Raw genomic sequence first — 23,520 nt, 5'->3', positions numbered from 1 at the left:
TGATGAACTTGCAGCTAACTGGCTAACTAGGGCAAAATTATCTTATGTCCTTTGCCTTCATTAAAAGTCTCCTACCTCGACCTCAAACGAATCGCGTCCGTACCCCCACGCTACTGCAAATCGAAGCAACGGAATGCGGTGCTGCTGCTTTGGGAATTATTCTAGGTTATTACTCGCGCATTGTCCCTTTGGCAGAATTACGGCGTGAGTGTGGCGTCTCGCGAGATGGTAGCAACGCCTTTAATGTCATCAAAGCAGCGAGGAACTATGGCTTAAATGCCAAAGGTTTCAAACCGTCTTTAGAAAACCTCAAAACCCTTCCTCCCCCCTACATAGTCTTTTGGAATTTCAACCATTTTCTTGTGGTGGAAGGGTTCGCGAAAAACCGCGTTTACCTCAACGATCCCGCCGCAGGACGCCGAACAGCTTCCCTAGAAGAGTTTAGCCGCGCCTACACTGGAATTGTCCTGGCTATGCAACCAGGATCAGACTTTCAAAGAGGAGGTAAAAAAAATAACGTTGTTTCTGCTTTAGCCTCACGCTTGCAAAATTCGCAGAACACCATTATATTTTGCCTATTGGCAGGACTATTACTGACTTTTCCCAGATTAGCTGTGCCAGCTTTTACTCAGGTGTTTGTTGATGAAATTCTCGTCACTGAGCGCTCTGACTGGATACGACCGCTGATGTTAGGAATGGTTCTCACCGCTGTACTCCAGGGGTTTCTTGCTTGGCTGCGGCTGACTTCTTTGCGGCGGTTGATGCTTAAGTTGTCGGTGACAACGTCGGGGCAGTTTCTCTGGCATATTCTACGCTTACCAGTTGGGTTTTATGCTCAACGCTTTGCAGGTGAAATTAGCTCTCGTGTGCAACTGAATGACAAAGTTGCTAATCTCCTTTCAGGAACCCTTGCCACCACAATCATTGACACGGTGATGATGGTGTTTTACTTTCTGATTATGCTCCAGTACGATTGGGTACTGACGAGTGTTGCTCTTGGTTTTGCCGCGATAAACTTTTTTGCTCTACAGTTTTTATCGCGAACAAGAGTAGATGCCAATATGAAGCTGGCACAGGAATATGGTAAGGTCAACGGGGTGGCGATCGCCGGTATTCAAACCATAGAAACAATCAAAGCTTCCGGGCTTGAGTCTGACTCGTTTGCTAAATTCGCGGGGAACTATGCCAAAGCCCTCAACGCTCAGCAGCAATTAGCTTTACAAACTCAAATTCTGACAGTATTACCAACACTTTTGACGGCGCTGACAACCACTTCTATATTATTTCTCGGCGGTTATCGAGTGATGAACGGTAACCTGAGTATTGGGATGTTAGTTGCTTACCAAAGTTTAACAGCCAGCTTTCTAGGGCCAATTAACAGTTTGATTAATTTTGGCAGTATGTTGCAAGATTTAGAGGCTGACTTAAACCGCCTTGATGATGTACTGCAAAATTCGGTCGATGCAGAAGCCTTACGGGGAGCACCCCAGCAGGAAGCAGGGGAAGCAGGGGAGAATTACCAATTACCAATATCCTTTCGGTTGCAGGGTTATGTTGAGTTACAAGATATTACCTTTGGCTATAGCCGTGTAGACAACCCTTTGATTGAGAACTTTAGCCTAACTCTGAAGCCGGGACAACGAGTGGCGATCGTGGGAGGGAGTGGTTCTGGTAAGTCTACAATTGCTAAGCTAGTTTGCGGTTTATACGAACCTTGGTCCGGGGGAATTTGCTTTGATGGCGTACCGAGAACTCAGATTCCTCGCTCTGTTTTGGCGAATTCTTTGGCGATGGTAGAACAAGATATTTTTCTGTTTGGTGGGACGGTTCGGGAAAATCTTACCTTATGGGATTCAACAGTCTCACAAACTGATTTGGTGCGGGCTTGCTCTGATGCAGTCATTCACGATTTGATTGAATCTATGCCTGGGGGATATGATGCAAAGCTGATTGAAGGAGGAATGAACATCAGTGGCGGACAGCGCCAACGTTTAGAAATTGCCCGTGCTTTAGTTAGGAATCCTTCAGTATTGGTCATGGATGAAGCGACTTCGGCGCTGGATGCTCAAACAGAACTCATTATTGATAGGAATTTGCGGCGACGTGGTTGTTCTTGTATTGTCATCGCGCACAGACTCAGCACGATTCGCGATTGTGATGAAATCATTGTATTGGAGCAAGGTAAAGTTGTGCAGCGGGGTACTCATGAAGAGTTATGGGACTCAGGGGGGAAATATGCTAGCTTGCTGCGTACTGAAGAATGATTAAATTGCTGCGTTGAAGAGAGGATGGTTACAATCCTGCACGGACTGCTATATATGAAATATACTTTAGTGGTTCTGGTTTACCGATACCCTCAAAGGGATTTTGCATCACACCCGTCACCAAATCCAAGATTTTCGACGCTTTATCAAAATCTTGCTTAAACCACCAAGCCAAATCTTCTTTGAATTTAGAACTAAAACCAGGAATGCGAGTCACTACAACTGGCTTAATTTCCTCAGCTTCAGCTTTATTTTTCTTCTTCTTCTTGTTCAATCCCCAACTCCTGCTGAAGTTCTGCTATAGTTTGAGGTTGAATCTTTCCTGTTTTTGATTCTTCTATTGCATCTAGTAGGCGACGTGCATTTGAAGGCGATGTCTAACGACAAGCCCTATGCCTGCGGCACGGCTGCGCCTATCGGGTTCGCAGTCGCCTGCGGAGGAGCCAGTACTGCAGGAGGGTCTCCCTCCGTAGGTATCTGGCGTTGGAAACCCTCCCGCAGCGCTGTCTCACCGCTGCGCGTCTACGCAAAAGATAAACCGTTTCAACCAAACTCACTAAATCTGACTCAGCAATCAAGGCTACATTTTCGCTATCACGACGATTGATGATATACACTTGATGATTTTCTACTACCAAGTCTAACAACTTAAAAAAGTCATTTCTGGCATCGGTTGGGGATGTGATTTTGTAGGATAGCATCCGTTTATGTACAAACTTCTGTACATATATTCTAAATTGTCAATCATCTTGCTGACAATTTCTAATATTACAATTAGGCAAAACATTAGACATAGGCGTGAAAAACAATGTAGAGACGTTTCATGAAACGTCTCTACAAGGGTTGCAGACAACGCACAATTAATTTCTGGAGATGTCTATTAGATGAATATGCCAAAAAGTACCGAGGCTTTTGCCAACAGTATAAACCCAAACCAAAACCAGCTAGCAAGTCTTACTGGGTAAGTAAGCTGCTAGCTGGTCAGAAAATTATTATAAAATTAGCTGGACTCAAGTAAAGCACAAATGCTCACTTGGTCAATTGATACTTGCCAGGTATCAAATGCATAATTCAACAGGTTGTTTCATTCGATATCATGAGCGAGAAATTTGAGATGTTGGAAATAGAATAATTGCTACTTAAACTAACCAGAAATTTAAGTGCATCGCCATGATAATTGTCTAATCAGATTCTAATTTATTTCCGTCTCTTACCCTACACGGCCATAAGTCAGCGTCTTTTAGTGAATGAAACCGCTCTGCCCTGTTGAGTGGACAAACAAGTTTGTCAGCACTAGTTGAACTTTCTGTATTTAATACAGATTTGGGTAGATGTGAAATTAAATTCTAGCTATACCACAGGTAAAACTAGGGACTAGGGTAAGTACCCAGGCTAAAAAGTAAAGGACCTGTTAAACCACCAACAAGAGGAAGTCCGGCAGTTGAAACACCAAGACCTGTAACAAGATTATTAACAGGGCGAGGGAGGCCTTGACCAAGAACATCAACAGCAGCGGCAGCGGTTGTAAGAACACCGCCAACATCATCACCAATTGCTCCACCGTTGATTGCCATTAAATCAGCATCAGACAGTTCTTCAAGCTCAAAAGTGGTTTCAAATTCGTTACGTGCGTTCATTTTTTTGTTACCTTGTCTTTTGTGTGCTTTCACTCGGTCTTGAGTGAATGTCTTTTATAGTACTTGGGTTGTGACTAGATTTGTATCTACTTATTGAAATATTTATTATTAGTCAAATTTATACTAAAGTGTATTTACTTGTATGCCAAAGTCTGATATTATGTGCTTTTTTTTAGTCTGAAGTTTATCCATGCGTATGTACTAATAAAGCCTGAAAACCTTGCTGTACAATCAATCTAAAGTGTGGTTCTTGCACTGTACCCATGTTGTCATTGCTGGAAATCAAGGCACATTAATAGGTAGGCGAAAAAGTTGAGGAAATGTGTTGCTATCAACTTGCTGTATAATAACTATACTGTATTACTGCCAATATCTGTGCAAAAAGAAATTTATTATTAGCGCGAATAGTCCGCAGTGGGTGGAACAATGTAAAAGTACTACCACGGGTGCGCGATCGCCGTTGATCTACCGTAACGCTTGTTGAGCAGAGCTACGCAATAACAGTTTAGAAATATGGAAGTCCTGTACCGCCTTAAAGGAAATGAACGACTACTGCTAGATGACCCAGAAAAAGTTTGGGTTGTCGTGAGTGGACATGTATCATTGTTTGCCACAAAAGTCTCCGATGAGATGCCAGAGGCTGTTAAGCGTAGCTCTGCCGTAGGCAATCGCCTCACACAAGCTCAAAACGAGCATCGCCGTTATTTATTCAGTGTAAGTGCAGGTGAGGCGTTGTTTGGTGCAGCAACCAAAATCGGTGAATCCTTGAGTTTAGTAGCAATAGCAATTGAGGCAACAGAATTATCCCAAATTTCCATCGCAGATTTGGCAGCATCAGGTGCAGTAGCGGGTGAAACAGGAGCGATCAGCCGGAGGCTTGAGGCTACGCATATCGCCCTTTTACAGGGTTGGATAAACCACTTAAGTGAAATATTCAGCACCGAACCCACAGCAGGAAATTTTTCTCATTATTTATCCTTAATAAAACCAGAAAATGCCGCTTCACTGCCAAGCTTTTTGGCTGAGTTACATTCTGAATTCTTCAACTATTTAAATTCACTGCAACAGCAGGAAACTATTACTGCCTTTCGCCAATTTCAACAACGAGAGCAACTCAACCGTCAGGTTGTCAATTCTGCACTCTCGAAGTTAGCTTCTGTGTTGCAACCAGAGCAAGAAGCTGTATCTTTTCAAGGAACACCGCTGCTGGTGGCGGCGGGTGCTGTAGGACGAGCAATGGGAATAACGATAAATCCTCCGGCGCAGTCTGAGGATATCAGTCGAGTAAAAGATCCAGTGGAGGCTATTGCTCGCTCCTCCCGAATTCGCACTCGTCGCGTGGTGCTAGAGTATAACTGGTGGCTGAGTGAGTATGGTCCACTCTTAGCTTATACCCAAGAAGAACAACGTCCAATCGCTTTGTTACCAGCAGGTAAACGTTATATTTTCTTTGATCCGGTTGCACAAACTCGTACGTTTGTCAATCATGCAGTAGCGGCAACCCTCGCACCGCAAGCATACCAGTTTTACCGACCGTTACCCAAAGTTATCAATAATGCAGTTGCGTTGTTTCAGTTTGGCATTAAGGGTTATGAAAAAGACATCATTTTAATTCTGGTAACTGGGATAATTGGTAGCTTATTGGGGATGGTTGTGCCGCAAGCAACAGCGCTTTTGGTGGATAATGCAATTCCAGATAGCGATCAGAGTTTATTATCGCAAGTAGGACTGGCACTGTTTGCGATCGCCTTTGGAAGATCAGCTTTTGGCTTGTCCCAAGGGATTATTTCATTGCGAGTGGAAAACGCTGCTGATAGTAGTTTGCAGCCTGCGATTTGGGACCGACTCCTGAGATTAAGTCCAGCATTTTTCCGCTCTTATTCCTCTGGCGACTTACTAAACCGGACTTTATCAGTAAACCAAATTCGTCGGCTACTATCGGGAGCAACGCAACGCACCCTGTTAAGCGGACTGTTTGCTTTACTCAACTCAGTGCTAATGTTTGTTTATAGTTGGCAACTCGCTTTAGTTGGGGTGGGCGTAGCTTTGCTAACAGCTGCAATCACTGCTGTCTCTGGCTTGCTATTAGTTCGCTTTTCGCGACGGCTGCAAGAATTGGATGGTGAAATTAGTGGGTTAACAATACAACTTATAAATGGAGTCGCCAAGTTGCGAGTAGCGCAGGCAGAAGAACGAGCGTTTGCAGCTTGGGCAAATCAGTACAGCCAAAGAACAAGACTAACAGCAACATCGCAACAAATTCAAGACAGTGTTTCTGTGTTGAACGAAATACTCTCTTTGCTTACTTCGGCACTGTTGTTTGGGTTGGCGGTGGTGTTTCTGCAAAAGGCTCAAGCGAGTGGTAGCGGCGGGTTCACAACAGGAACATTTTTGGCGTTTAATTCCGCGTTGGGAATTTTTATCGGGGGAGTCAGCAACCTCAGCAATACTCTGATTACTATTTTGGCGATTGTACCACTGTGGGAGCGGGCAAAGCCGATTTTGCAGCAGGAGATGGAATACGATTCTAACAAAGTTGATCCAGGACGCTTGACGGGTCGTGTCCTTTTAGACCATATTAGCTTTCGTTATCGTGACGATGGTTCGCCAATTCTTGATGATGTCAGTGTTTACGCACAACCAGGGGAATTTGTGGCGATAGTTGGACCATCAGGAAGTGGGAAGTCAACAATATTGAGGTTGTTGTTGGGGTTTGAAACTCCACTCTCAGGAAAAGTATACTACGATGGTTTTGATTTGGCAGAATTAGACCTTGTGGCAGTGCGAAGACAGTTCGGGGTGGTGCTGCAAAATGGTCGAATTGGATCTGGCTCAATTTTTGAGAACATATCTGCCTCTGCGTTGATATCGCGCACTGAAGCTTGGGAAGCCGCGCGGATGGCGGGGTTTGCTGGTGATATTGAGCAAATGCCGATGGGGATGCACACAGTTATCAGTGAAGGTGGTACCAATCTTTCAGGAGGACAACGGCAGCGATTATTGATAGCTAGAGCACTTGTCAATAAGCCAAAAATTATTTTAATGGATGAAGCGACCAGTTCTTTGGATAACCGCACACAAGCGATCGTTACTGAAAGTTTAGATAAATTAAATGCAACTCGGATAGTAATTGCTCACCGCCTCAGCACGATTCGCAATGCTGACCGAATTTATGTCATGGAAGCAGGGCGCGTCGTACAGGTGGGTACATTTGAGGAACTAGCCGAACAAGAGGGGCTGTTTTCTCAACTGGTAGCCAGACAAATGGAATGAAGAAGGTTTTGTGCTTTGTTTCCAGTTGTCCTTTCGATAAGGTACTACCTGTCATTGCGAGTGAAACGAAGTGGAGCGTAAGCGCAAAGCGCACGCTAAGAGCGAACGCGCAGCGTGTCCCCTTGGGACTCAGCAATCTCCCCTAAAGCGCTACTACAACAGAACGCAACTTGATATGACAACATTATTGACCGCTGCTGAGCGATCGCCGAAGAATAAAAAAGAAAGGTTGGGGTGAATTTTTCAAGTCCATAATTCCTAACACCGTATTGTCATCTACTTTCCGAAAAGAGTCATTAACTGGAAAATGATCGTAAATCATTGTGGCGCTGACTTTTCCTCGATATTCCATCATGCGGAGTCTAGCTTGACTTTTCTGTGTTTTCAGTAAGGAATTAGTTAGAATCACCAAAGGTTTCAGAAAATCATTTTTGAGGATTGGAAACTTCAAGATCCAGTTCGTTAGTCCGATGTAACTGGGCGCAACTTTTATAACTTTTCCTTGGCTATCTAAAAATAACAAAGGGTGAACATTCTCAGGATCAACAAATTCTTTTCCATACCAATTAAATTTTTCTAATAAGCCATCCATAGGGTGATTGGTATGAAGCCCAGATCCTTGCCAACGACCGAGCATAAAAGCTAAATCAACGGGTTCGAGAGCGTCAAACAGCTCTAAAGCTTTTTCGGTTGTCGTTTGACCAGTTTTAAGAATCAACTTGCAGGTTTCTAATGTTTGCATTTTTTCCGTGTGTCTTGCTTGTTTTATAAATAGCTTACACAACTTTTTTTGCCTACTGGGGAGCACTGACTGGTGAGTTGAAGCTGCTCTGTTTTTGAAGGATAGACAAACTCAACAAAATCCAAAACCGCTATAAACTTCAACGCGACGCCCGCCAAATTTTGATAGTCTTGTCTTTACTACCACTCACTAAAGTCTGCCCATCCGGGCTGATGGCGACAGAATGAACGAAGTCGGAATGACCAGTGAGGGTGCGCATAAGACTGCCATCTGCGAAATTCCAAATTTTGATAGTTTTGTCATCACTGCCACTGACTAAAGTTTTCCCATCCGGGCTAATGGCGACAGAATAAACCGAGTCGGAATGACCAGTCAGAGTGCGCATAAGACTGCCATCTGCCAAATTCCAAATTTTGATAGTCTTGTCCCAACTGCCACTCACTAAAGTTTGCCCATCCGGGCTAATGGGGACAGAAGAAACCGAGTCGGAATGACCAGTGAGGGTGCGCATAAGACTGCCATCTGCCAGATTCCAAATTTTGATAGTCTTGTCTTTACTGCCACTAACTAAAGTTTGCCCATCCGGGCTGATGGCGACAGAATTAACGTAGGAAGAATGACCAGTCAGGGTGCGGATTAGTTTGCCATCTGCCAGATTCCAAATTTTGATAGTCTTGTCATCACTGCCACTCACTAAAGTCTGCCCATCTGGGCTGATAGCGACAGCATTAACATAGTTGGAATGACCACTCAGAGTGCGGATAAGACTGCCATCTGCCAGATTCCAAATTTTGATAGTCTTGTCTTTACTACCACTAACTAAAGTCTGCCCATCCTGGCTGATGGCGACAGAATAAACCGAGTCGGAATGACCAGTGAGGGTGCGGATAAGACTGCCATCTGCCAAATTCCAAATTTTGATAGTCTTGTCATAACTACCACTGGCAACAGTAGAATTATCGCGGCTAATAGCGATGCAATGATCAACCCAGATTGCGTTGCTATGCCCAGTTAGAGTTTGGGCTAAAGAAAGATTTGCTAAGGGATTTTGAATTTTCGCAGCCGGACTGGTTGTTAATATAGGGGACGGTGGAGACTGACCGATTTTAGATGCTAAATACCCAACTCCTCCCCCTAATAACAGCAGCGCCGCAACTGCAACCGCTACAAGTAAATTTTTATTTGAACGCTTGCCCAGCTTTTGTTCAATTTCCCCTAGCCGCTGCAAAAGTACCTGAGTATTCAGAGGACGTTTCCCAGGTTCCCGCGCCATCAGATGATCAATAAAATCCAACAGCAATGGTGAAATACCAGAGGTACTATTGCGCCAGTTCAACAAAACATTATCATGGGCATCCCAAAAATCTGCGGGAGGCTGTCCCGTCAGCAAATGCACAAACGTGCGTCCCAAGGCAAAAAAATCTGATTGCGGCACAGCTTGACCATTTTTTTGTTCTAACGGCGTGTAGCCAAATGAAACTAGTGCCGTGATTTGATGTCCCACACCCAGCTTGGCTAAATATGTATGTGTCGCATCCCTCGCTGTGCCAAAGTCAATCAACACCAACTGTCCATTGCTTGTCAGCATGACATTTGCTGGTTTAATATCCCGATGAAACCACTGTTTGCCATGCACCATCTGCAAAATTTCAGCCAGTTGCTTTAACCAGGCTATAGCCTGCTTTTGTGAAATAGGATTATTATGGTGCTGTTGTAGCCATTGTTTTAAATTCACACCATCAATTTTTTCCATCACTAAGCAGTGCAACAGCAGACCATTGTTGGTCTGATACTGGAAGTAGCCATCCACCTTGGGAATACCGGGATCAATTAACTTCTCCAACACCTGTGCTTCTTGCTGGAAGAGTTCTACTGCTTTGGGTTGGTGATTGAGATGTTCTTTGAGGACTTTGAGGATTTTGGGTGTACTTCCTTCGTATGCTTCATAGATTTTGCCAAAGCCGCTACTATCACTCAAAAGGCGCAGCACCCGATAGCGCTTTTCCAGGAGTAGGTGAGAACCACAACTTTGACACAAGCGGTTGTTAGTGTTCTCTGGATGGTTTGGTTTAGGGCAGGTCGGGTTAATGCACAGGCTCATAGCTGGCTACGGGAAGCTGTATCCGTAGTATAAGGTAGATTATCGTCATCATCTACCCAGCTTTTATCCACGGTGAGTGTCAACAAATCGCTGAATTCCTTCCACCAGTTCGTCGATTTCTGATTCTAGAGTCAAATAGTGAACACAAGCACGTACGCAGTCAGGATCGGCTATTGTTCTGGTTAATAACTTTTGTGACTCTAAAAACATCACAAGTTGACGACTAGGGTTGGGTGTTTGATTTGTCAGTTGAAACGAGACTAAACCGCTTTCTGGTGGAGAAGTTCGCAAACATTTGATATCGGCTAAAACTTGTAATTGTCGCCACAGGTACTCACTATTGCGGCAAATTTGCTCTATACGTTCTTGTGGTGTTCCCCACTGCTGATGAGTTGCGATCGCCTCCCTCAGCCCCGTATAAAGTGGATAATTCGATGTCGCCACTTCATAACGTTGTCCATCGCTTTGCCAATCCACAGGCTTTCCTTTACTGTCTAAAGTAACCCCGCGCCAACCGATAAACGTAGGTTTTAAACTCTCTCGGACTTCTGGTCGGACATACAAACCTCCCGTACCACCAGGACCACACAGCCATTTGTGACCCGTAAAGGCGTAAAAATCCGCTTTCAATTCAGTAAGATTTAATGGCAGTAAGCCTACAGATTGAGCCGCATCTATCAGAAGTTTGACTGATTTACTTATGCATAACTCAGCTATCTTGTCAATAGGCAAAACTTGACCAGTGTTCCAAAGAACGTGACTCAATATCACAAGACGAGTCTTTGGACGTAAGTGTTGGGCAATGACTTCAACAGGATCGCCTTCATTTAAAGTTGCCATTAGGGGACAAGTGGTGAGTTCAACACCGAACCTCCGCCCGATTTCCTGAGCTGTCGCTATAATACCAGGGTGTTCGCAGTCGCTAAGTAGTATATGGTCACCAGCTTGCCATTCAAGACCCCACATAGCAATATTACAGCCAACGGTGACATCCTCAGTCAGGGTGATTGTTTCGGGTGGGACACTTAACTCAGAGCCGATCGCATTTCTTACAGCTTTTGTCTCCTGTATGATCCAACTGTTCACCTCAGTCCCAAAAGGACCTACTTGTTGGATATAAGCTTGCGCCTCAGATATCGCATCCAAACCCGTTTGTGGCATTGGTCCTTGACCGCCGTAGTTAAAATATGCTTTATTTGCTAAACCTGGGAAGAGCTGTCGATGGTGAAGTAATTTGGTTGGTGATGCAGAAATACTAGTCATCAGTGATTAATTATTGAGTCATGATATATTAATTATTTTTATACAAAAATTTCAAATTATTTTTGTCAACTGCGTGTCCGTAGGCCATACTTTGTCAAGTGCATGTCTGTAAGGGTAAAGCGTGCCCTAGTAGTTCGCCAAGGAGATGCCTGCGGGGTAAGGGGTAAAAGAATAAAAAAACCTTTCTTTTTTCCCAGCCCTCACAAGCGCATTTTCGAGTTGGCAAACCACTAGAAGGCTTTGCCAGATACCACCAGATCTGGGGTAATAGCCTGATTTGGTGATTGTGCCAAACTCAGAAATTTTCAGGTAGTCCCTGATTTTTCTGTCTGTTGAGAATAATCTTCAACTTTAGTTATCGGCTCACTACCAGAAAGTAATAATTCTTGTTACCTTAAAAGAATGTTAATCAATGCTGAACTGCTGCTGCAATACCAACGTTGTAAGCGCCGACCTTTTTTAGACATTCACGGGGAAAAAAGTCGGCGAGAACCTGAGAATGAGTTACTGTTGAAACTTTACCAGGACAGGATTGCTCATCACAGGAGTATTTTGACACAGTTTACGTATCAGCGACCAGTCTATCGACACGGAGACTGGAAAACAGGAGTGAGAGCAACCTTAGAGTTAATGGAACAAGGGGCTGAGTCCATTTATCAAGGGGTGCTGGTGCATGGTTATTCTCAAACACATACACTACTAAGCCGTCCAGATATTCTTGTCAAACATAGAGGAGAGTCCCGCTTTGGAGATTGGATGTACGTTCCAGTTAATATTGAACTGGGTAAGCGTCCTAAACAGGAGTATCAAGTTGTTGCAGCATTTCACGCGTATGTGTTGGCAATGGTGCAACAAAGTGAGTTAGAAATAGCTTGGCTGATGCTGCGTGGAAAAGAGGCGGGTTATTCTGTGGATCTACTTAAATGGATGCCACAAATGCATCGTTTTCTGGAAGAGTATATTCAAACTTTAGAAACAGAGGAAGCGCCTGAAGTCTTTATCTCTCGTCAACGGTGCAATCTTTGTCCTTGGTACGATTATTGTTATGCTGTTGCCCAATCTCAGAAACACCTTTCTTTGTTACCAGGAGTCACACCTGTTCGCTACATACAACTGCAAGCGCTGGAAATCACAACAGTAGAATCTTTGGCAAAAACTTACCCGACTCAATTAGAAAACTTGCCAGGTTTCGACAGCGCAGTCGCACCCAAGCTGATACTACAAGCAAAATCTATTGTGGAAAACCGTCCGTTCATCATACCGAATTTGCCACCAAAGCAACAATATGTCTTAAATTCTTGTACGGTTGACACTTCTGTTTGCCTCGACAGAACTATAGAAGTTGATAGAGAAACTACACAGTTGCTTTCCCCCAGGAGTGACATTTTATCTACAGCGCCTGTAGAAATGTTTTTTGATATTGAGGCGGAACCAGATTTGAATTTAGATTTTTTGTTAGGAGTTTTGGTTATTGATAGGCAAGCCAAAACAGAACAATTTTATTCCTTTTTAGCAGAAAGCCCAGAAGAAGAAGAATTGGTTTGGCAGCAATTTATGAATTTGGTTTGGCAATATCCAGATGCACCTATTTATCATTTTTGTGTTTACGAACTTGATACAGTCAAACGACTGGCAAAGCTTTACCAGACTCCACAGAGTTATGTATCGCCCGTACTGAATCGGTTTGTGGATGTCTACAAAATATTAACGCAAAACGTGGCATTGCCTATAGAAAGTTATGCTTTAAAAGCGATCGCTCGATGGTTGGGGTTTGAGTGGCGTGATCCAGAAGCCAGCGGTATGAAGTGTATTTACTGGTATGACAAGTGGTTAGAAACGGGCGATCGCTCTTTACTTGAAATTATCCAACGCTACAACGAAGACGACTGCCACGCAACCCGCAGCGTCAAAGATTGGCTGGTAAACTTTTTTCAAAAAAACAATGGTTCGTAAACCCCCGCACAGAAGTTACTCTGGAGGGAGACCCTCTTGCTGCGCTGATCTCACCCCAACGCACTAGCTCCCCTTACCAAAGGGCAGGGCTGTTTCATTCAATAAGGAGGGAGGATTTGTCAATACGTAGCGCGATGATTTTTGGGACAGAAGTGATAGAAAACCTACATTTTGATCCAAAAAATTCAATGATTCTCCAGAAAAATTAGAGCAATTGCGCTTCACAAAGCCTTGACATTATGAGCCTTTGAGGGAATGAAACAGCCCTGCTTACTAAGGGGAGGGTTAGGGAGGGGTTTTATCCATGTGTTGCATTCTTTTTTCAAATTGGTATGAAGTAAAGTGTGACTAAATGACCGACTTCAGACGACGACGGCAGCGACCTAATAGAGCAATACCAGCAGTGAGCACACCAAGGGCAAAACTAGACTCAGGGACAGGCTGAGCTGTCACTCCTACGATTTTCCTACTACCATCGCCGATGGTGCCTATTTGCGTAGCAGCACCTGTAGACAAGTTGATGTTGTATAGATTGGAGCCATTTGAATTGACTGGAGTCAGTGCCGCAACGGCAGTATTCACCCCATTTTGTGTGAAGATGTCGAACCCTCCTCTTGAGTCGATGTCGATACCGAGGGAGCCTACCCTTTGCAAGGTGCCATTATTCGGCGGGTTCTGTATAAATAATGCGTCACTGATGTAGTCAATGTCGTACAGCGTAGTTCCGGTGGTCGGGTCATTATCTGCATTGGTGTAAGCTGCACCAGTAATGTTGGGGTCCCCAGGGTTCAGTGTTCCATCAACAATGACCGCGCCAGTATCCACATTGATGCGCAGGTTCTGGTCATTGCCACCGACGACCCGTAGGCGATCAGGCACTGGGTTGAAGTCTACTCCGGAAACAAAGCCTCCAGTGAATGGAGTGGAAAGTTGACTTACGAAAGTAGCAGCACCACTAAACGGGTTAATGGTGTAAATGTTATTGGTATCTGACAAACCATAGATTTGATTGTTAGCTGGACGACGGTCAATGCCCAACACGCGACCAGTGACCCCAGTGATTGAGACATTGGTAGTAGCGGTGGGATTATCGGAGTCAAAAAGAACTAGATTGTTGTTGTCAGTTAGACCAACCAAACCCAAAGCAGCCGCAGGTTTGGTATCACTGACCAGATTAAATATCGTGACTACAGCCAGTGCGGATATGACTGTTCTAAACCGATTAAGTTTCATTAAAAAGCCCTCAAGTGCTAACTTTTACGAGTTCTTTGAGCAAACTTTAGACAATAACGTTGTGTTCTCATTTACGTAATTGTATTTAGTAATTGTCAATACAACTTTACTACGTCAAAAATCCTACATTATATAACAGAGTCAATTCTACAAAAGAGATATACCTTTATTAAATCTTTAATTCTTTGACCAAGGCTTTAGGGCAATCTTTTAAATCAAGACTCCAGCAATACAAATAGAAGGGGAGTTGGTATTGCTAGCATGGTAGATTACAGCAGTTTTCACCTAAATGAACCACAGCGTTTGTAAGGCCGTAATGGCATGCACTCCCACGACTATGGTCTATTTTCCTGAAAATGGCTGTATAAATTGGGCTTGAATTGTAAGTAATTTACCGAACATGATATGATTTCGTTTAAAAGTCAAAATTTATACAAATACAAACTTGCAACTCAATGCTGCTGACAATAGCGACCCCGCCCCGTTCCCGTTCAGTTTTGCTCTGAGGCAAGCGGTATGCTCAAATCTGCTGCGTAGCGCTCAAACCCATCGACTACGAAAAAATTTGCAATAAAAATGCGTATTTGCTTAACCATGATATCTTGTTTGTGATTTTCACTGTTTAGCAATGACTCACAATGCAGCACCTCAAAAAACTTTTGAAGTTTCCACGCATTCTTTTCTTTTTTATTCCTATTCTAATTCTTCTCAGCATCTTTATCATTAACATCCCTGCCCCAAATTATCCCATAACTGGAATAGATTTTATTAGTTCTGTAACTTTTCCCACTGATTACACTTTCAAAAAAACTCCCATGGGAGGGCTTTCTGGAATAACGTACGATGCCAAAAAACAACTTTATTACACGATATCTGATGATCGCAGCGAAAAAGCTGCGGCTCGCTTCTATACATTAAAAATTGACCTAAGCAATGGAACACTAACAAATGATAAAGTTGTCCCTCTTGGTGTCACGACACTCTTAAATGAAAGTAGTCAAACTTTCCCGACTGGTACTATCGATTCAGAAGGCATCACCTTAACTAACCACGAAACTGTTTATATTTCTTCTGAAGGTGATAATTTGAAACAAATAACGCCTTTTCTGAAAGAATTTTCCCTTTCTTCTGGAAAAGTTTTGAATACACTACCAATACCCAACAAGTTTTTGCCAGATAAAAGTCGTAAACAAGGTGTCCGCAACAACTTAGCCTTTGAATCTCTGACCATCACACCCAACAACAAATCTTTGTTTACAGCCACAGAAAATGCTCTGATTCAAGATGGTCCAGAAGCCAAACCAAAAGTCAGTAGTCCTTGCCGGATTTTGCAATACAATTTACTCACTCATAAACCAGAGAAAGAATTTCTTTATCAAACTGAAGCTGTCACACCAATTTTTAATTTTTCTCCTAAATTTGCCAGCGGTTTAAGTGATTTAATGGCTCTGGATAATCAAGGTCATTTCCTAAGTTTAGAGCGGACTTTTTCTGGCTTTGGGTTTTCTATTGCCCTGTATCAGATTTCTCTAGAAGGTGCTGATGACATTCATAATATCGACAGTCTTTTAGCTGTTGATATTAACAAAATTAAACCCACCAAGAAAGAGCTACTTTTGGATTTGAGAAAATTAAATGTAGCGCTAGATAATATCGAAGGCTTAACTCTCGGTTCAAAACTACCTGATGGTCAGCTTTCATTAATCCTTGTGAGCGATAATAACTTTAATCGTCTTCAGCGAACCCAGATACTCGCCTTTAAACTTAAGATGGAACCACCGCTTATCAGGTTATTTCGGCGTTTTGTTCCCAATTTCAATCGTTGATAATATTAGGATTACTCCACAGACTTTTGCTCAACTATAGCAATCCTAAATCATTTGTGAAAATTATATATTTCTTTCTTCTTTCTTTCCTTTGCGTCCTTGGCGTCCTTGGCGGTTCGTTTCCTTGTCTATATTTTTCACGAATCAAATAGGACTGCCATAGCTACAGTGTATGTCAAGCGTTCCCTGTTCCCTGTTAAGCGTTCCCTGTGAATCATCACTCAATAACTAATAACGAATTTCAAAAAAAGCTTGACAATGTTCAGGAGAATAGTGATAATAAATAAAGTGACCAATTAAGGGACTGTAGTTCAATTGGTTAGAGCACCGCCCTGTCACGGCGGAAGTTGCGGGTTCGAGCCCCGTCAGTCCCGTTAAAAGTTATGAGTGCTGAGTTCTGAGTAGTGAGTTACAAGTGATTCAGAACTCAGCACTTATTGCTGAAAGCTTAATATTAAGCTAAATGAGTTGTGCTTTACAAATATAGACAAGAGAGAGAACGCCCGTGACTGTTAGAGTCCGTATAGCCCCCAGTCCAACTGGGAATCTACACATAGGAACAGCAAGGACAGCTGTATTTAACTGGTTGTTTGCCCGCCACCACGGTGGTCAGTTTATTCTGCGCATTGAAGACACAGACTTGGAGCGATCGCGTCCCGAATACACCGAAAATATTTTCCAAGGTCTGCGCTGGCTAGGACTGACATGGGATGAAGGACCATTTTTCCAAACTAAGCGTCTGGAAATGTACAAAAGTGCGGTTCAAACCCTTTTTGATAAAAAACTTGCATATCGCTGCTACACCACGCCAGAAGAATTAGAAGCGCTGCGTGAGGCTCAAAAAGCTAGAAATGAAGCTCCGCGCTACGATAACCGTCACCGCAATCTTACACCAGAACAAGAAGCCGCATACAAAGCCGAAGGACGTAACTTTGTCATTCGTTTCAAAATTGATGACGACCGGGAAATTGTCTGGAATGACCTGGTACGGGAAAAGATGGTTTGGCGAGGTAGCGATTTAGGCGGTGATATGGTTATTGCTCGCGCCGCAGCAGATGGTATTGGTGTCCCACTCTACAATTTTGCGGTTGTGGTGGATGACATAGATATGCAAATTACCCATGTCATTCGCGGAGAAGACCACATCGCCAACACCGCGAAGCAAATTCTGCTGTATGAAGCTTTTGGCGCAAAAATGCCAGAGTTTGCCCATACACCTTTGATTTTGAATCAAGAAGGACGCAAGCTTTCCAAGCGGGATGGAGTCACATCCATTTTTGACTTTAAGCAAATGGGCTTTATTGCTCAAGCTATGGTGAATTATATGACACTACTGGGTTGGTCAGCCCCAGACTCGACTCAGGAAATTTTCACCTTGGAAGAAGCAGCTAAGTTATTTAGTTTTGAGCGTGTTAATAAAGCCGGGGCAAAATTCGACTGGGCGAAGCTGGATTGGATAAACAGTCAGTATCTTCACAATATGTCAGTGGATAAGCTGACAGATTTGCTCATTCCATTCTGGGAAGAAGCAGGATATCCATTGACACAAGGACGTGACCGTGCTTGGTTAGAGGAGCTTGTCGTTTTAATTGGTCCGAGTTTGACTCGCCTTGTTGATGCAGTGGCTATGAGCAAACTGTTTTTTGTTGAAACAGTTGAATTTAGTGATGAAGCAACTGCTCAATTAAAACAAGAAGGTTCTGTAGCTACCCTCAACAGTGTTATTGCTGCTTTGGAAAATCATCAACTCACACAAGCCAGCGCTCAAGAAATTATTAAGAAAGTCGTTAAAGAACAAAACGTCAAAAAAGGCGTGGTGATGAAAGCACTTCGCGCTGGCTTAACAGGAGATTTGCATGGTCCTGACTTAATCCAATCCTGGTTACTTTTGAATCAAATTGGTTTAGACAAGCCGCGTTTGATTGAGGCGGTAAAACAAGTGAGGTTGTCCTAAGCCGCCAATAACCTAGGCAACGTTTGTCATTTATTGACAGCCATCCCCATCTTTTTCGATGAAATCATCTACAAACTTCCTTAACCGTTCCTTCCAGTCTGGGACGGTTTTTAGCTTTTCCCTGACTCCTTTTCGCACGTTGAAACACACAGGTGTCTTATCAAAAGGTTCAGCATTTAAAGAAGTCGCACCAAGTTTATTTTTTTATGGAATGGCATGGATTTGAATTGTATATGTTACTCTATTCACATATATTACAAGTGTTGAGGTCGAACAATTTACAGTGAGCGGAGCCGAACTGTGCTTTTATCCATCAAAACAAAGTTAAAACTGACAAGCGAGCAAAAAACCATAATGAGTAAGCACGCAGGTATTGCGCGTTTCACCTACAACTGGGGTTTGGCGACTTGGCAAAATTTATATCAAGATGGATATAAGCCAAACAAATTTCTTCTCAAAAAGTTCTTTAACAACTGAGTTAAGACTTCGCTGGAATGGATTAAGGAAAAAGGAATTTGTCAAAAAATCACTCAATATGCTTTTGACCAATTAGGCGCAGCTTACGACCGATTTTTTAAAGGGCTGGGCGGGTATCCAAAATTCAAAAAGAAAGGTCAGAATGATTCTTTCACTATTGATGCAGGTGGTAAACCTATACTTGTAGGTGGTATGCGCGTTAAGCTCCCGACCATTGGTTGGGTCAAAACTTATGAAGGTTTACCTCATACAACAACTACCAAACTATCAATATCCCGAATAGCTGATGACTGGTACATTGCTTTTGCATATGAAGCCGAAACTGAGATTACGTCAAAGTTAGTAGATGTTGTAGGCGTGGATTTAGGAATAAAAGAACTGGCTACACTTAGTACTGGTGTTACGTTCCCTAATCCAAAAGCCTACTTGAAGTTTATCCAAAAACTTAAACGATTGTCTAAGGCTCATTGTCGAAAAACTAAAGGCAGTAGCAATCGTCACAAGTCAAAGATTAAATTAGCAAAGCATCATAACCGAGTTTCAAACATTCGCAAAGATTCACTTCATAAAGTCACCAACTACTTATGCAAAAACCACGCTGCGATAGTAATTGAGGACTTAAATGTTTCGGGTATGATGCAAAATCGTAAGCTTGCTCAATCCATAGCTGATTGCGGATTCCATGAATTCAAAAGACAACTTGAATACAAATGCAAGAAGTTTGGAAGCAAGCTAGTTTTGGCGTCTAGGTGGTATCCATCTTCTAAAACTTGTAGTAATTGTGGTTGCAAGAAAGAATCCCTATCATTAAGTGAACGTGTCTATTCATGTAAACATTGTGGACATGTAATAGATAGGGATTTAAACGCAGCAATCAATTTGAGCCACTGCTCGACTAGGGTTCCCCCGGCTTAAAGCATGTGGCGTATCGCGCAGGGCTTTGGCGTGAATGCTTTCTGAGGGCTAACCGCTCCCATGCTCCCGATGAAGAAAGAAGTAATGTCTAGACTTGTCTAGGATTTATATAGCAGTTAGCAGCAATTATGCTTTGGGAACGTGCTCAATTTGGGAGCAGGCCAATTTTGCACAAAAAACGGTGAGTAAGCGCGCTGCGGGAGGGTCTCCCTCCGGCGCAACTCTTGGCACTACAAAATAAAATAAACTTACACATTTGGGATGATCCCCTCAATTTCTACATATAAAACCCAGTCTTCGCTCAATTTGATGGGTAGTTTTTCTATTTTAACAAGCGTGTCCTCTAGACATAAGTTACTGGATTTTTACATGAGTTTTACCCAACTCCAATTGGTATGACCAACTGAAAACTGCTGTAGTAATAGTAGGGGGTGCATTCATCTGCACCTGGTGCTTGTGAATCTCATTTTACTTTAGTCAGCGAATTGACAATTAATCAGAACTTACGCAAAAATTGCCAAAAATATTAATTTATCGAACCGCCAAGACGCCAAGAACGCCAAGAATTGGTAGGGTGTGCGTAAGTCCTATTAATGAGTTATTTGATATTTAAAAAGTAAAAAAATAAGTCAAAAATCCTTGTCTTGGGAACTTCGAGTGTAGTATTCATGTCTCTAAAAAGACTTAAAAAAGTATGTTCTTGGAATGCTGACAAAAGAGATATCTCGGGGAATAAGATTATCTTTGATGGTAGCGGTGCTGGCGATCGCGTCAGCAATCAATACAATATCTCATGCGCAGGAAAGGTCCTCACCCTTTTTTGAGGATGTCGTTATCGGTCAAAAGTTTTCTCCAGATCCGTTTATTGTTCGTGGTGTGAGTGGCGGTTCTATATCGGGGAGGGAAATTGCTGGTAGAAGAGAAACTCCCACAGGGACTTGCACTGGATATTTTGATGAAGACCCAGACCATACTATTGAGCTAACAAGTAAATTTGACTACTTAAAAATAGAAGTCAGAAGCCCTGAGGATACCACCTTAATTATTAGAGGTCCTGGAGGTAGCTGGTGCAATGACGATTTTGATGGCAAGAATCCTGGCATGATTGGAGAATGGTTACCAGGAACATACTATGTGTGGATTGGTTCGTTTAAAAAAGATAGGTACTTTCCTTATACCCTACGAATTACAGAAATTAAGTAGGGTGCGCTGATAAAAGAAAGGATAATGTGGGGACAATGCGTCACCACAGATATTTGTGGGTGGCGTAATTGTACTCGTGGGGGATGTTGTCCTGTGCGTGTCATTGTACATTATCCAACTGAGCGATTTGTGAACTGAGCTTGAAAGACCTCTTCCTTCTGAGCTCTATATGGTTCTTAGCCATTTTCCTCCATCTAGCTACAGCATGAGAAACCGTATTTATTTATATAAAATCTCCAATACATTTCTTATCAAACGGCAAATGGCATGATTTTGAGCTATTGACATAAACTTAACAGCCAAGCAGCGTTACCCGCAGGTTTGCATATTTACATGAGATACCCATAGTAAAATGAAGCAAAATTAAGTTAAATTTAATGAAGATTCTTAATAATGTTTTGGCTTGTTAGCTCAGACGCTAACGAAAAGCTTATCGTGTGTCATAACATTGGATAAAAAATGCTGTTATAGACATCGATTTGAATAACTCTATCTGTAGACTGTTGATTTGTTGTATATGCATCTAGAGGCAAAATTAAGATGAAATTCTCTTGGAGAGTCCTAGTACTCTGGACATTGCCTGCATTGGTGATTGGCTTTTTCTTCTGGCAAGGAGCTTTTTCTGGTACTCCGACAGACATGAGTAAGAATACAGCCACCACCCGCATGACTTATGGTCGCTTTTTAGAATACTTGGACTCTGATCGGGTAAGCAACGTTGATTTATATGAAGGCGGAAGGACGGCGATCGTGGAAGCCGTCGATCCAGAACTGGAAAACCGCGTACAACGGGTACGGGTGGATTTGCCTTCTAACTCTCCGGAACTGATTACCAAGCTCAAAGAAAAAGGAGTTAGTTTTGACGCCCATCCGATGCGCAATGATGGGGCAATTTGGGGACTGTTGGGTAATCTGATTTTTCCTATTTTATTGATTACCGGGCTGTTCTTTTTGTTCCGTCGTTCTAGTAACATGCCTGGTGGTCCCGGTCAAGCTATGAACTTCGGAAAATCAAAAGCTCGCTTCCAGATGGAAGCAAAAACTGGAGTGAAGTTTGACGACGTTGCAGGTATTGAAGAAGCCAAAGAAGAACTGCAAGAAGTTGTCACCTTCCTCAAACAACCAGAAAAATTCACAGCTGTAGGTGCACGCATTCCCAAAGGAGTTCTGTTAGTTGGACCTCCCGGAACAGGTAAGACATTGCTTGCAAAGGCGATCGCTGGTGAAGCAGGCGTACCATTCTTCAGCATTTCTGGTTCAGAATTTGTAGAAATGTTCGTAGGTGTAGGTGCATCCCGCGTCCGCGATCTGTTTAAGAAAGCAAAAGATAACGCCCCCTGTATCATCTTTATTGATGAAATTGACGCCGTAGGACGGCAAAGAGGTGCAGGTATCGGCGGTGGAAACGATGAGCGGGAACAAACCCTCAACCAACTGCTCACCGAAATGGATGGTTTTGAGGGTAACACTGGTATTATTATCATTGCTGCTACCAACCGTCCTGATGTTTTAGATGCAGCATTGTTACGTCCCGGACGATTTGACAGACAAGTCACTGTCGATGCACCCGACGTTAAAGGACGTTTGGAAGTTTTAAAAGTCCACGCTCGTAACAAGAAACTAGACCCCAGCGTTTCTTTAGAAGTTATTGCTCGCCGCACCCCAGGTTTTACAGGTGCAGATTTAGCAAACTTGCTCAATGAAGCTGCTATTCTCACAGCCAGACGCCGTAAGGAAGCGATCACGATTTTAGAAATCGATGATGCTGTGGATCGGGTTGTTGCTGGTATGGAAGGCACACCTCTGGTCGATAGCAAGAGCAAACGCTTGATTGCTTACCACGAAATTGGACATGCGATCGCAGGTACATTACTCAAAGACCACGATCCAGTCCAAAAAGTGACTTTAATTCCAAGGGGACAAGCACAAGGGTTAACCTGGTTTACTCCCAATGAGGAGCAAGGCTTAATCACTCGCGGTCAACTCAAAGCCAGAATTACTGGTGCTTTAGGTGGTCGTGCAGCAGAAGACGTGATTTTTGGTTCCGCCGAAGTCACAACTGGTGCTGGAGGCGACTTACAGCAAGTTAGCGGTATGGCACGGCAAATGGTGACAAGGTTTGGGATGTCTGATTTAGGACCGATATCCTTGGAAAGCCAACAGGGAGAAGTCTTCTTGGGTCGTGACTGGATGACTCGCTCAGAATATTCAGAGTCAATTGCATCTCGTGTTGATGCACAAGTCCGCATCATTGTCGAAGAATGCTACCAGACAGCAAGGCGGTTTATACTGGAAAATCGCATCGTAATGGATCGCTTAGTGGACTTGCTGATTGAGAAAGAAACTATTGACGGTGAAGAATTCCGTCAAATTGTCGCTGAGTACACTAGCGTACCTGAAAAGCCGCAGTTTATGCCCAGTATTTAATCTCAAGTTTGGTAGGGCATAGCCCTACTGTAGTAAATAGGGATGGTTTACACCATCCCTATTTTTGTTTTAAGCAACCTTTGTGCTGAGCTTTTGTTTTATAGCTGGGAACGCTTAACAGACTTTCAAGTCTGTTGATGACCGTGTTTTCTGATTAGTTCGTGTCCTAATCTACCTGGCGACTGCTATATATCTTTGCAAAATAGCTAGGTCTAAATGTGAATAAAGGTTGATTTATCTAGAGTAATGAAC

Annotated in this window: 17 protein-coding genes, 1 tRNA gene and 2 pseudogenes; 12 read left to right on the top strand and 8 right to left on the bottom strand. The window is 43.1% G+C overall.

What is annotated here, in order from left to right; genetic code table 11:
• The first annotated feature begins 44 nt into the window (after positions 1–44).
• Complete coding sequence (locus tag DP114_RS12605; RefSeq protein WP_171976235.1) at positions 45–2,264, top strand: NHLP family bacteriocin export ABC transporter peptidase/permease/ATPase subunit; 2,220 nt, start codon at positions 45–47, stop codon at positions 2,262–2,264.
• 28 nt (positions 2,265–2,292) lie between these two features.
• Here the strand turns inward: DP114_RS12605 and DP114_RS12600 are convergent, their stop codons facing one another.
• Complete coding sequence (locus DP114_RS12600; RefSeq protein WP_171976234.1) at positions 2,293–2,538, bottom strand: type II toxin-antitoxin system YoeB family toxin; 246 nt, start codon at positions 2,536–2,538, stop codon at positions 2,293–2,295.
• Positions 2,513–2,638 (bottom strand): annotated as a pseudogene (locus DP114_RS34925) (type II toxin-antitoxin system Phd/YefM family antitoxin); the annotation flags it as partial. The pseudogene DP114_RS34925 and the gene DP114_RS12600, both read right to left, overlap by 26 nt.
• Between DP114_RS34925 and DP114_RS12595 the strand changes: the two are divergent.
• Positions 2,638–2,871 carry a hypothetical protein gene (locus DP114_RS12595; RefSeq protein ID WP_171975124.1) on the top strand — a complete coding sequence of 78 codons (234 nt, stop codon included), beginning with the start codon at positions 2,638–2,640 and terminating at the stop codon, positions 2,869–2,871. The pseudogene DP114_RS34925 and the gene DP114_RS12595 overlap by 1 nt on opposite strands.
• On the opposite strand, the pseudogene DP114_RS12590 reads toward DP114_RS12595, so the two are convergent.
• Positions 2,789–2,965: pseudogene (locus DP114_RS12590) on the bottom strand (type II toxin-antitoxin system Phd/YefM family antitoxin); the annotation flags it as partial. The gene DP114_RS12595 and the pseudogene DP114_RS12590 sit on opposite strands and share 83 nt — an antisense overlap.
• Positions 2,966–3,087: 122 nt before the next feature.
• On the opposite strand from DP114_RS12590, the gene DP114_RS12585 reads away from it, so the two are divergent.
• Complete coding sequence (locus tag DP114_RS12585; protein ID WP_171976233.1) at positions 3,088–3,282, top strand: hypothetical protein; 195 nt, start codon at positions 3,088–3,090, stop codon at positions 3,280–3,282.
• A 349-nt stretch (positions 3,283–3,631) separates the two neighbouring features.
• Here the strand turns inward: DP114_RS12585 and DP114_RS12580 are convergent, their stop codons facing one another.
• Positions 3,632–3,901, bottom strand: a complete 270-nt coding sequence (locus tag DP114_RS12580) for a hypothetical protein (protein WP_169267412.1) — start codon at positions 3,899–3,901, stop codon at positions 3,632–3,634.
• 513 nt (positions 3,902–4,414) lie between these two features.
• Here DP114_RS12580 and DP114_RS12575 point away from each other — a divergent pair.
• Complete coding sequence (locus tag DP114_RS12575) at positions 4,415–7,174, top strand: NHLP bacteriocin export ABC transporter permease/ATPase subunit (protein ID WP_171976232.1); 2,760 nt, start codon at positions 4,415–4,417, stop codon at positions 7,172–7,174.
• A gap of 184 nt (positions 7,175–7,358) precedes the next feature.
• Here DP114_RS12575 and DP114_RS12570 read toward each other — a convergent pair whose 3' ends face one another.
• The 3 genes from DP114_RS12570 to DP114_RS12560 form a co-directional block, all read right to left on the bottom strand.
• Positions 7,359–7,916, bottom strand: coding sequence for a DUF4334 domain-containing protein (locus tag DP114_RS12570; RefSeq protein WP_171976231.1), 558 nt, complete (start codon positions 7,914–7,916; stop codon positions 7,359–7,361).
• 139 nt (positions 7,917–8,055) lie between these two features.
• Positions 8,056–10,017 (bottom strand): serine/threonine-protein kinase, encoded by a 1,962-nt coding sequence (locus tag DP114_RS34920; RefSeq protein ID WP_171976230.1) that lies wholly within the window; start codon positions 10,015–10,017, stop codon positions 8,056–8,058.
• A 63-nt stretch (positions 10,018–10,080) separates the two neighbouring features.
• On the bottom strand, positions 10,081–11,280 hold the full coding sequence (locus tag DP114_RS12560) for an aminotransferase class V-fold PLP-dependent enzyme (protein WP_171976229.1): 1,200 nt from the start codon (positions 11,278–11,280) through the stop codon (positions 10,081–10,083).
• 402 nt (positions 11,281–11,682) lie between these two features.
• Between DP114_RS12560 and DP114_RS12555 the strand changes: the two genes are divergently transcribed.
• Positions 11,683–13,233: a TM0106 family RecB-like putative nuclease gene (locus DP114_RS12555; RefSeq protein WP_169267628.1), complete on the top strand. Its 1,551-nt coding sequence runs from the start codon at positions 11,683–11,685 to the stop codon at positions 13,231–13,233.
• A 348-nt stretch (positions 13,234–13,581) separates the two neighbouring features.
• Here the strand turns inward: DP114_RS12555 and DP114_RS12550 are convergent, their stop codons facing one another.
• Positions 13,582–14,466, bottom strand: coding sequence for a DUF4394 domain-containing protein (locus DP114_RS12550; protein ID WP_171976228.1), 885 nt, complete (start codon positions 14,464–14,466; stop codon positions 13,582–13,584).
• A 638-nt stretch (positions 14,467–15,104) separates the two neighbouring features.
• Here DP114_RS12550 and DP114_RS12545 point away from each other — a divergent pair.
• From DP114_RS12545 to ftsH2, 7 genes are all read left to right on the top strand, one after another.
• A complete protein-coding gene (locus DP114_RS12545; protein WP_171976227.1) occupies positions 15,105–16,292 on the top strand; it encodes an esterase-like activity of phytase family protein in 1,188 nt (395 codons plus the stop codon).
• Positions 16,293–16,592: 300 nt separating this feature from the next.
• A tRNA-Asp gene (locus tag DP114_RS12540) sits at positions 16,593–16,666 on the top strand.
• Between the two features lie 131 nt (positions 16,667–16,797).
• On the top strand, positions 16,798–18,246 hold the full coding sequence (gene gltX, locus DP114_RS12535; protein ID WP_171976226.1) for a glutamate--tRNA ligase: 1,449 nt from the start codon (positions 16,798–16,800) through the stop codon (positions 18,244–18,246).
• A gap of 300 nt (positions 18,247–18,546) precedes the next feature.
• Positions 18,547–18,723, top strand: coding sequence for a helix-turn-helix domain-containing protein (locus tag DP114_RS34915; RefSeq protein WP_256379369.1), 177 nt, complete (start codon positions 18,547–18,549; stop codon positions 18,721–18,723).
• A gap of 12 nt (positions 18,724–18,735) precedes the next feature.
• Positions 18,736–19,638: an RNA-guided endonuclease InsQ/TnpB family protein gene (locus DP114_RS12530; protein WP_248277369.1), complete on the top strand. Its 903-nt coding sequence runs from the start codon at positions 18,736–18,738 to the stop codon at positions 19,636–19,638.
• Positions 19,639–20,343: 705 nt separating this feature from the next.
• Positions 20,344–20,841: a hypothetical protein gene (locus DP114_RS12525; protein WP_169267632.1), complete on the top strand. Its 498-nt coding sequence runs from the start codon at positions 20,344–20,346 to the stop codon at positions 20,839–20,841.
• Between the two features lie 540 nt (positions 20,842–21,381).
• A complete protein-coding gene (ftsH2, locus tag DP114_RS12520) occupies positions 21,382–23,268 on the top strand; it encodes an ATP-dependent zinc metalloprotease FtsH2 (RefSeq protein ID WP_171976225.1) in 1,887 nt (628 codons plus the stop codon).
• The last annotated feature ends 252 nt before the right edge of the window (positions 23,269–23,520 follow it).

Source organism: Brasilonema sennae CENA114, from assembly GCF_006968745.1.
In the GTDB taxonomy this organism is placed as follows: Bacteria; Cyanobacteriota; Cyanobacteriia; order Cyanobacteriales; family Nostocaceae; genus Brasilonema; species Brasilonema sennae.
Note: the sequence above shows the minus strand (reverse complement) of the source record. Positions and strands in the feature narration are given on the sequence as shown.

What these genes read in the sequence shown, in the direction of transcription:
- DP114_RS12545 (WP_171976227.1), top strand. Translation starts at nt 15,105, where the DNA reads ATGCAGCACCTCAAAAAACTTTTGAAGTTTCCACGCATTCTTTTCTTT.
- DP114_RS12580 (WP_169267412.1), bottom strand. Translation starts at nt 3,901, where the DNA reads ATGAACGCACGTAACGAATTTGAAACCACTTTTGAGCTTGAAGAACTG.
- DP114_RS12570 (WP_171976231.1), bottom strand. Translation starts at nt 7,916, where the DNA reads ATGCAAACATTAGAAACCTGCAAGTTGATTCTTAAAACTGGTCAAACG.
- DP114_RS12605 (WP_171976235.1), top strand. Translation starts at nt 45, where the DNA reads ATGTCCTTTGCCTTCATTAAAAGTCTCCTACCTCGACCTCAAACGAAT.
- DP114_RS12595 (WP_171975124.1), top strand. Translation starts at nt 2,638, where the DNA reads ATGTCTAACGACAAGCCCTATGCCTGCGGCACGGCTGCGCCTATCGGG.
- ftsH2 (WP_171976225.1), top strand. Translation starts at nt 21,382, where the DNA reads ATGAAATTCTCTTGGAGAGTCCTAGTACTCTGGACATTGCCTGCATTG.
- DP114_RS12525 (WP_169267632.1), top strand. Translation starts at nt 20,344, where the DNA reads ATGCTGACAAAAGAGATATCTCGGGGAATAAGATTATCTTTGATGGTA.
- DP114_RS12560 (WP_171976229.1), bottom strand. Translation starts at nt 11,280, where the DNA reads ATGACTAGTATTTCTGCATCACCAACCAAATTACTTCACCATCGACAG.
- DP114_RS12585 (WP_171976233.1), top strand. Translation starts at nt 3,088, where the DNA reads ATGAAACGTCTCTACAAGGGTTGCAGACAACGCACAATTAATTTCTGG.
- DP114_RS12550 (WP_171976228.1), bottom strand. Translation starts at nt 14,466, where the DNA reads ATGAAACTTAATCGGTTTAGAACAGTCATATCCGCACTGGCTGTAGTC.
- DP114_RS12575 (WP_171976232.1), top strand. Translation starts at nt 4,415, where the DNA reads ATGGAAGTCCTGTACCGCCTTAAAGGAAATGAACGACTACTGCTAGAT.
- DP114_RS34920 (WP_171976230.1), bottom strand. Translation starts at nt 10,017, where the DNA reads ATGAGCCTGTGCATTAACCCGACCTGCCCTAAACCAAACCATCCAGAG.
- DP114_RS12555 (WP_169267628.1), top strand. Translation starts at nt 11,683, where the DNA reads ATGTTAATCAATGCTGAACTGCTGCTGCAATACCAACGTTGTAAGCGC.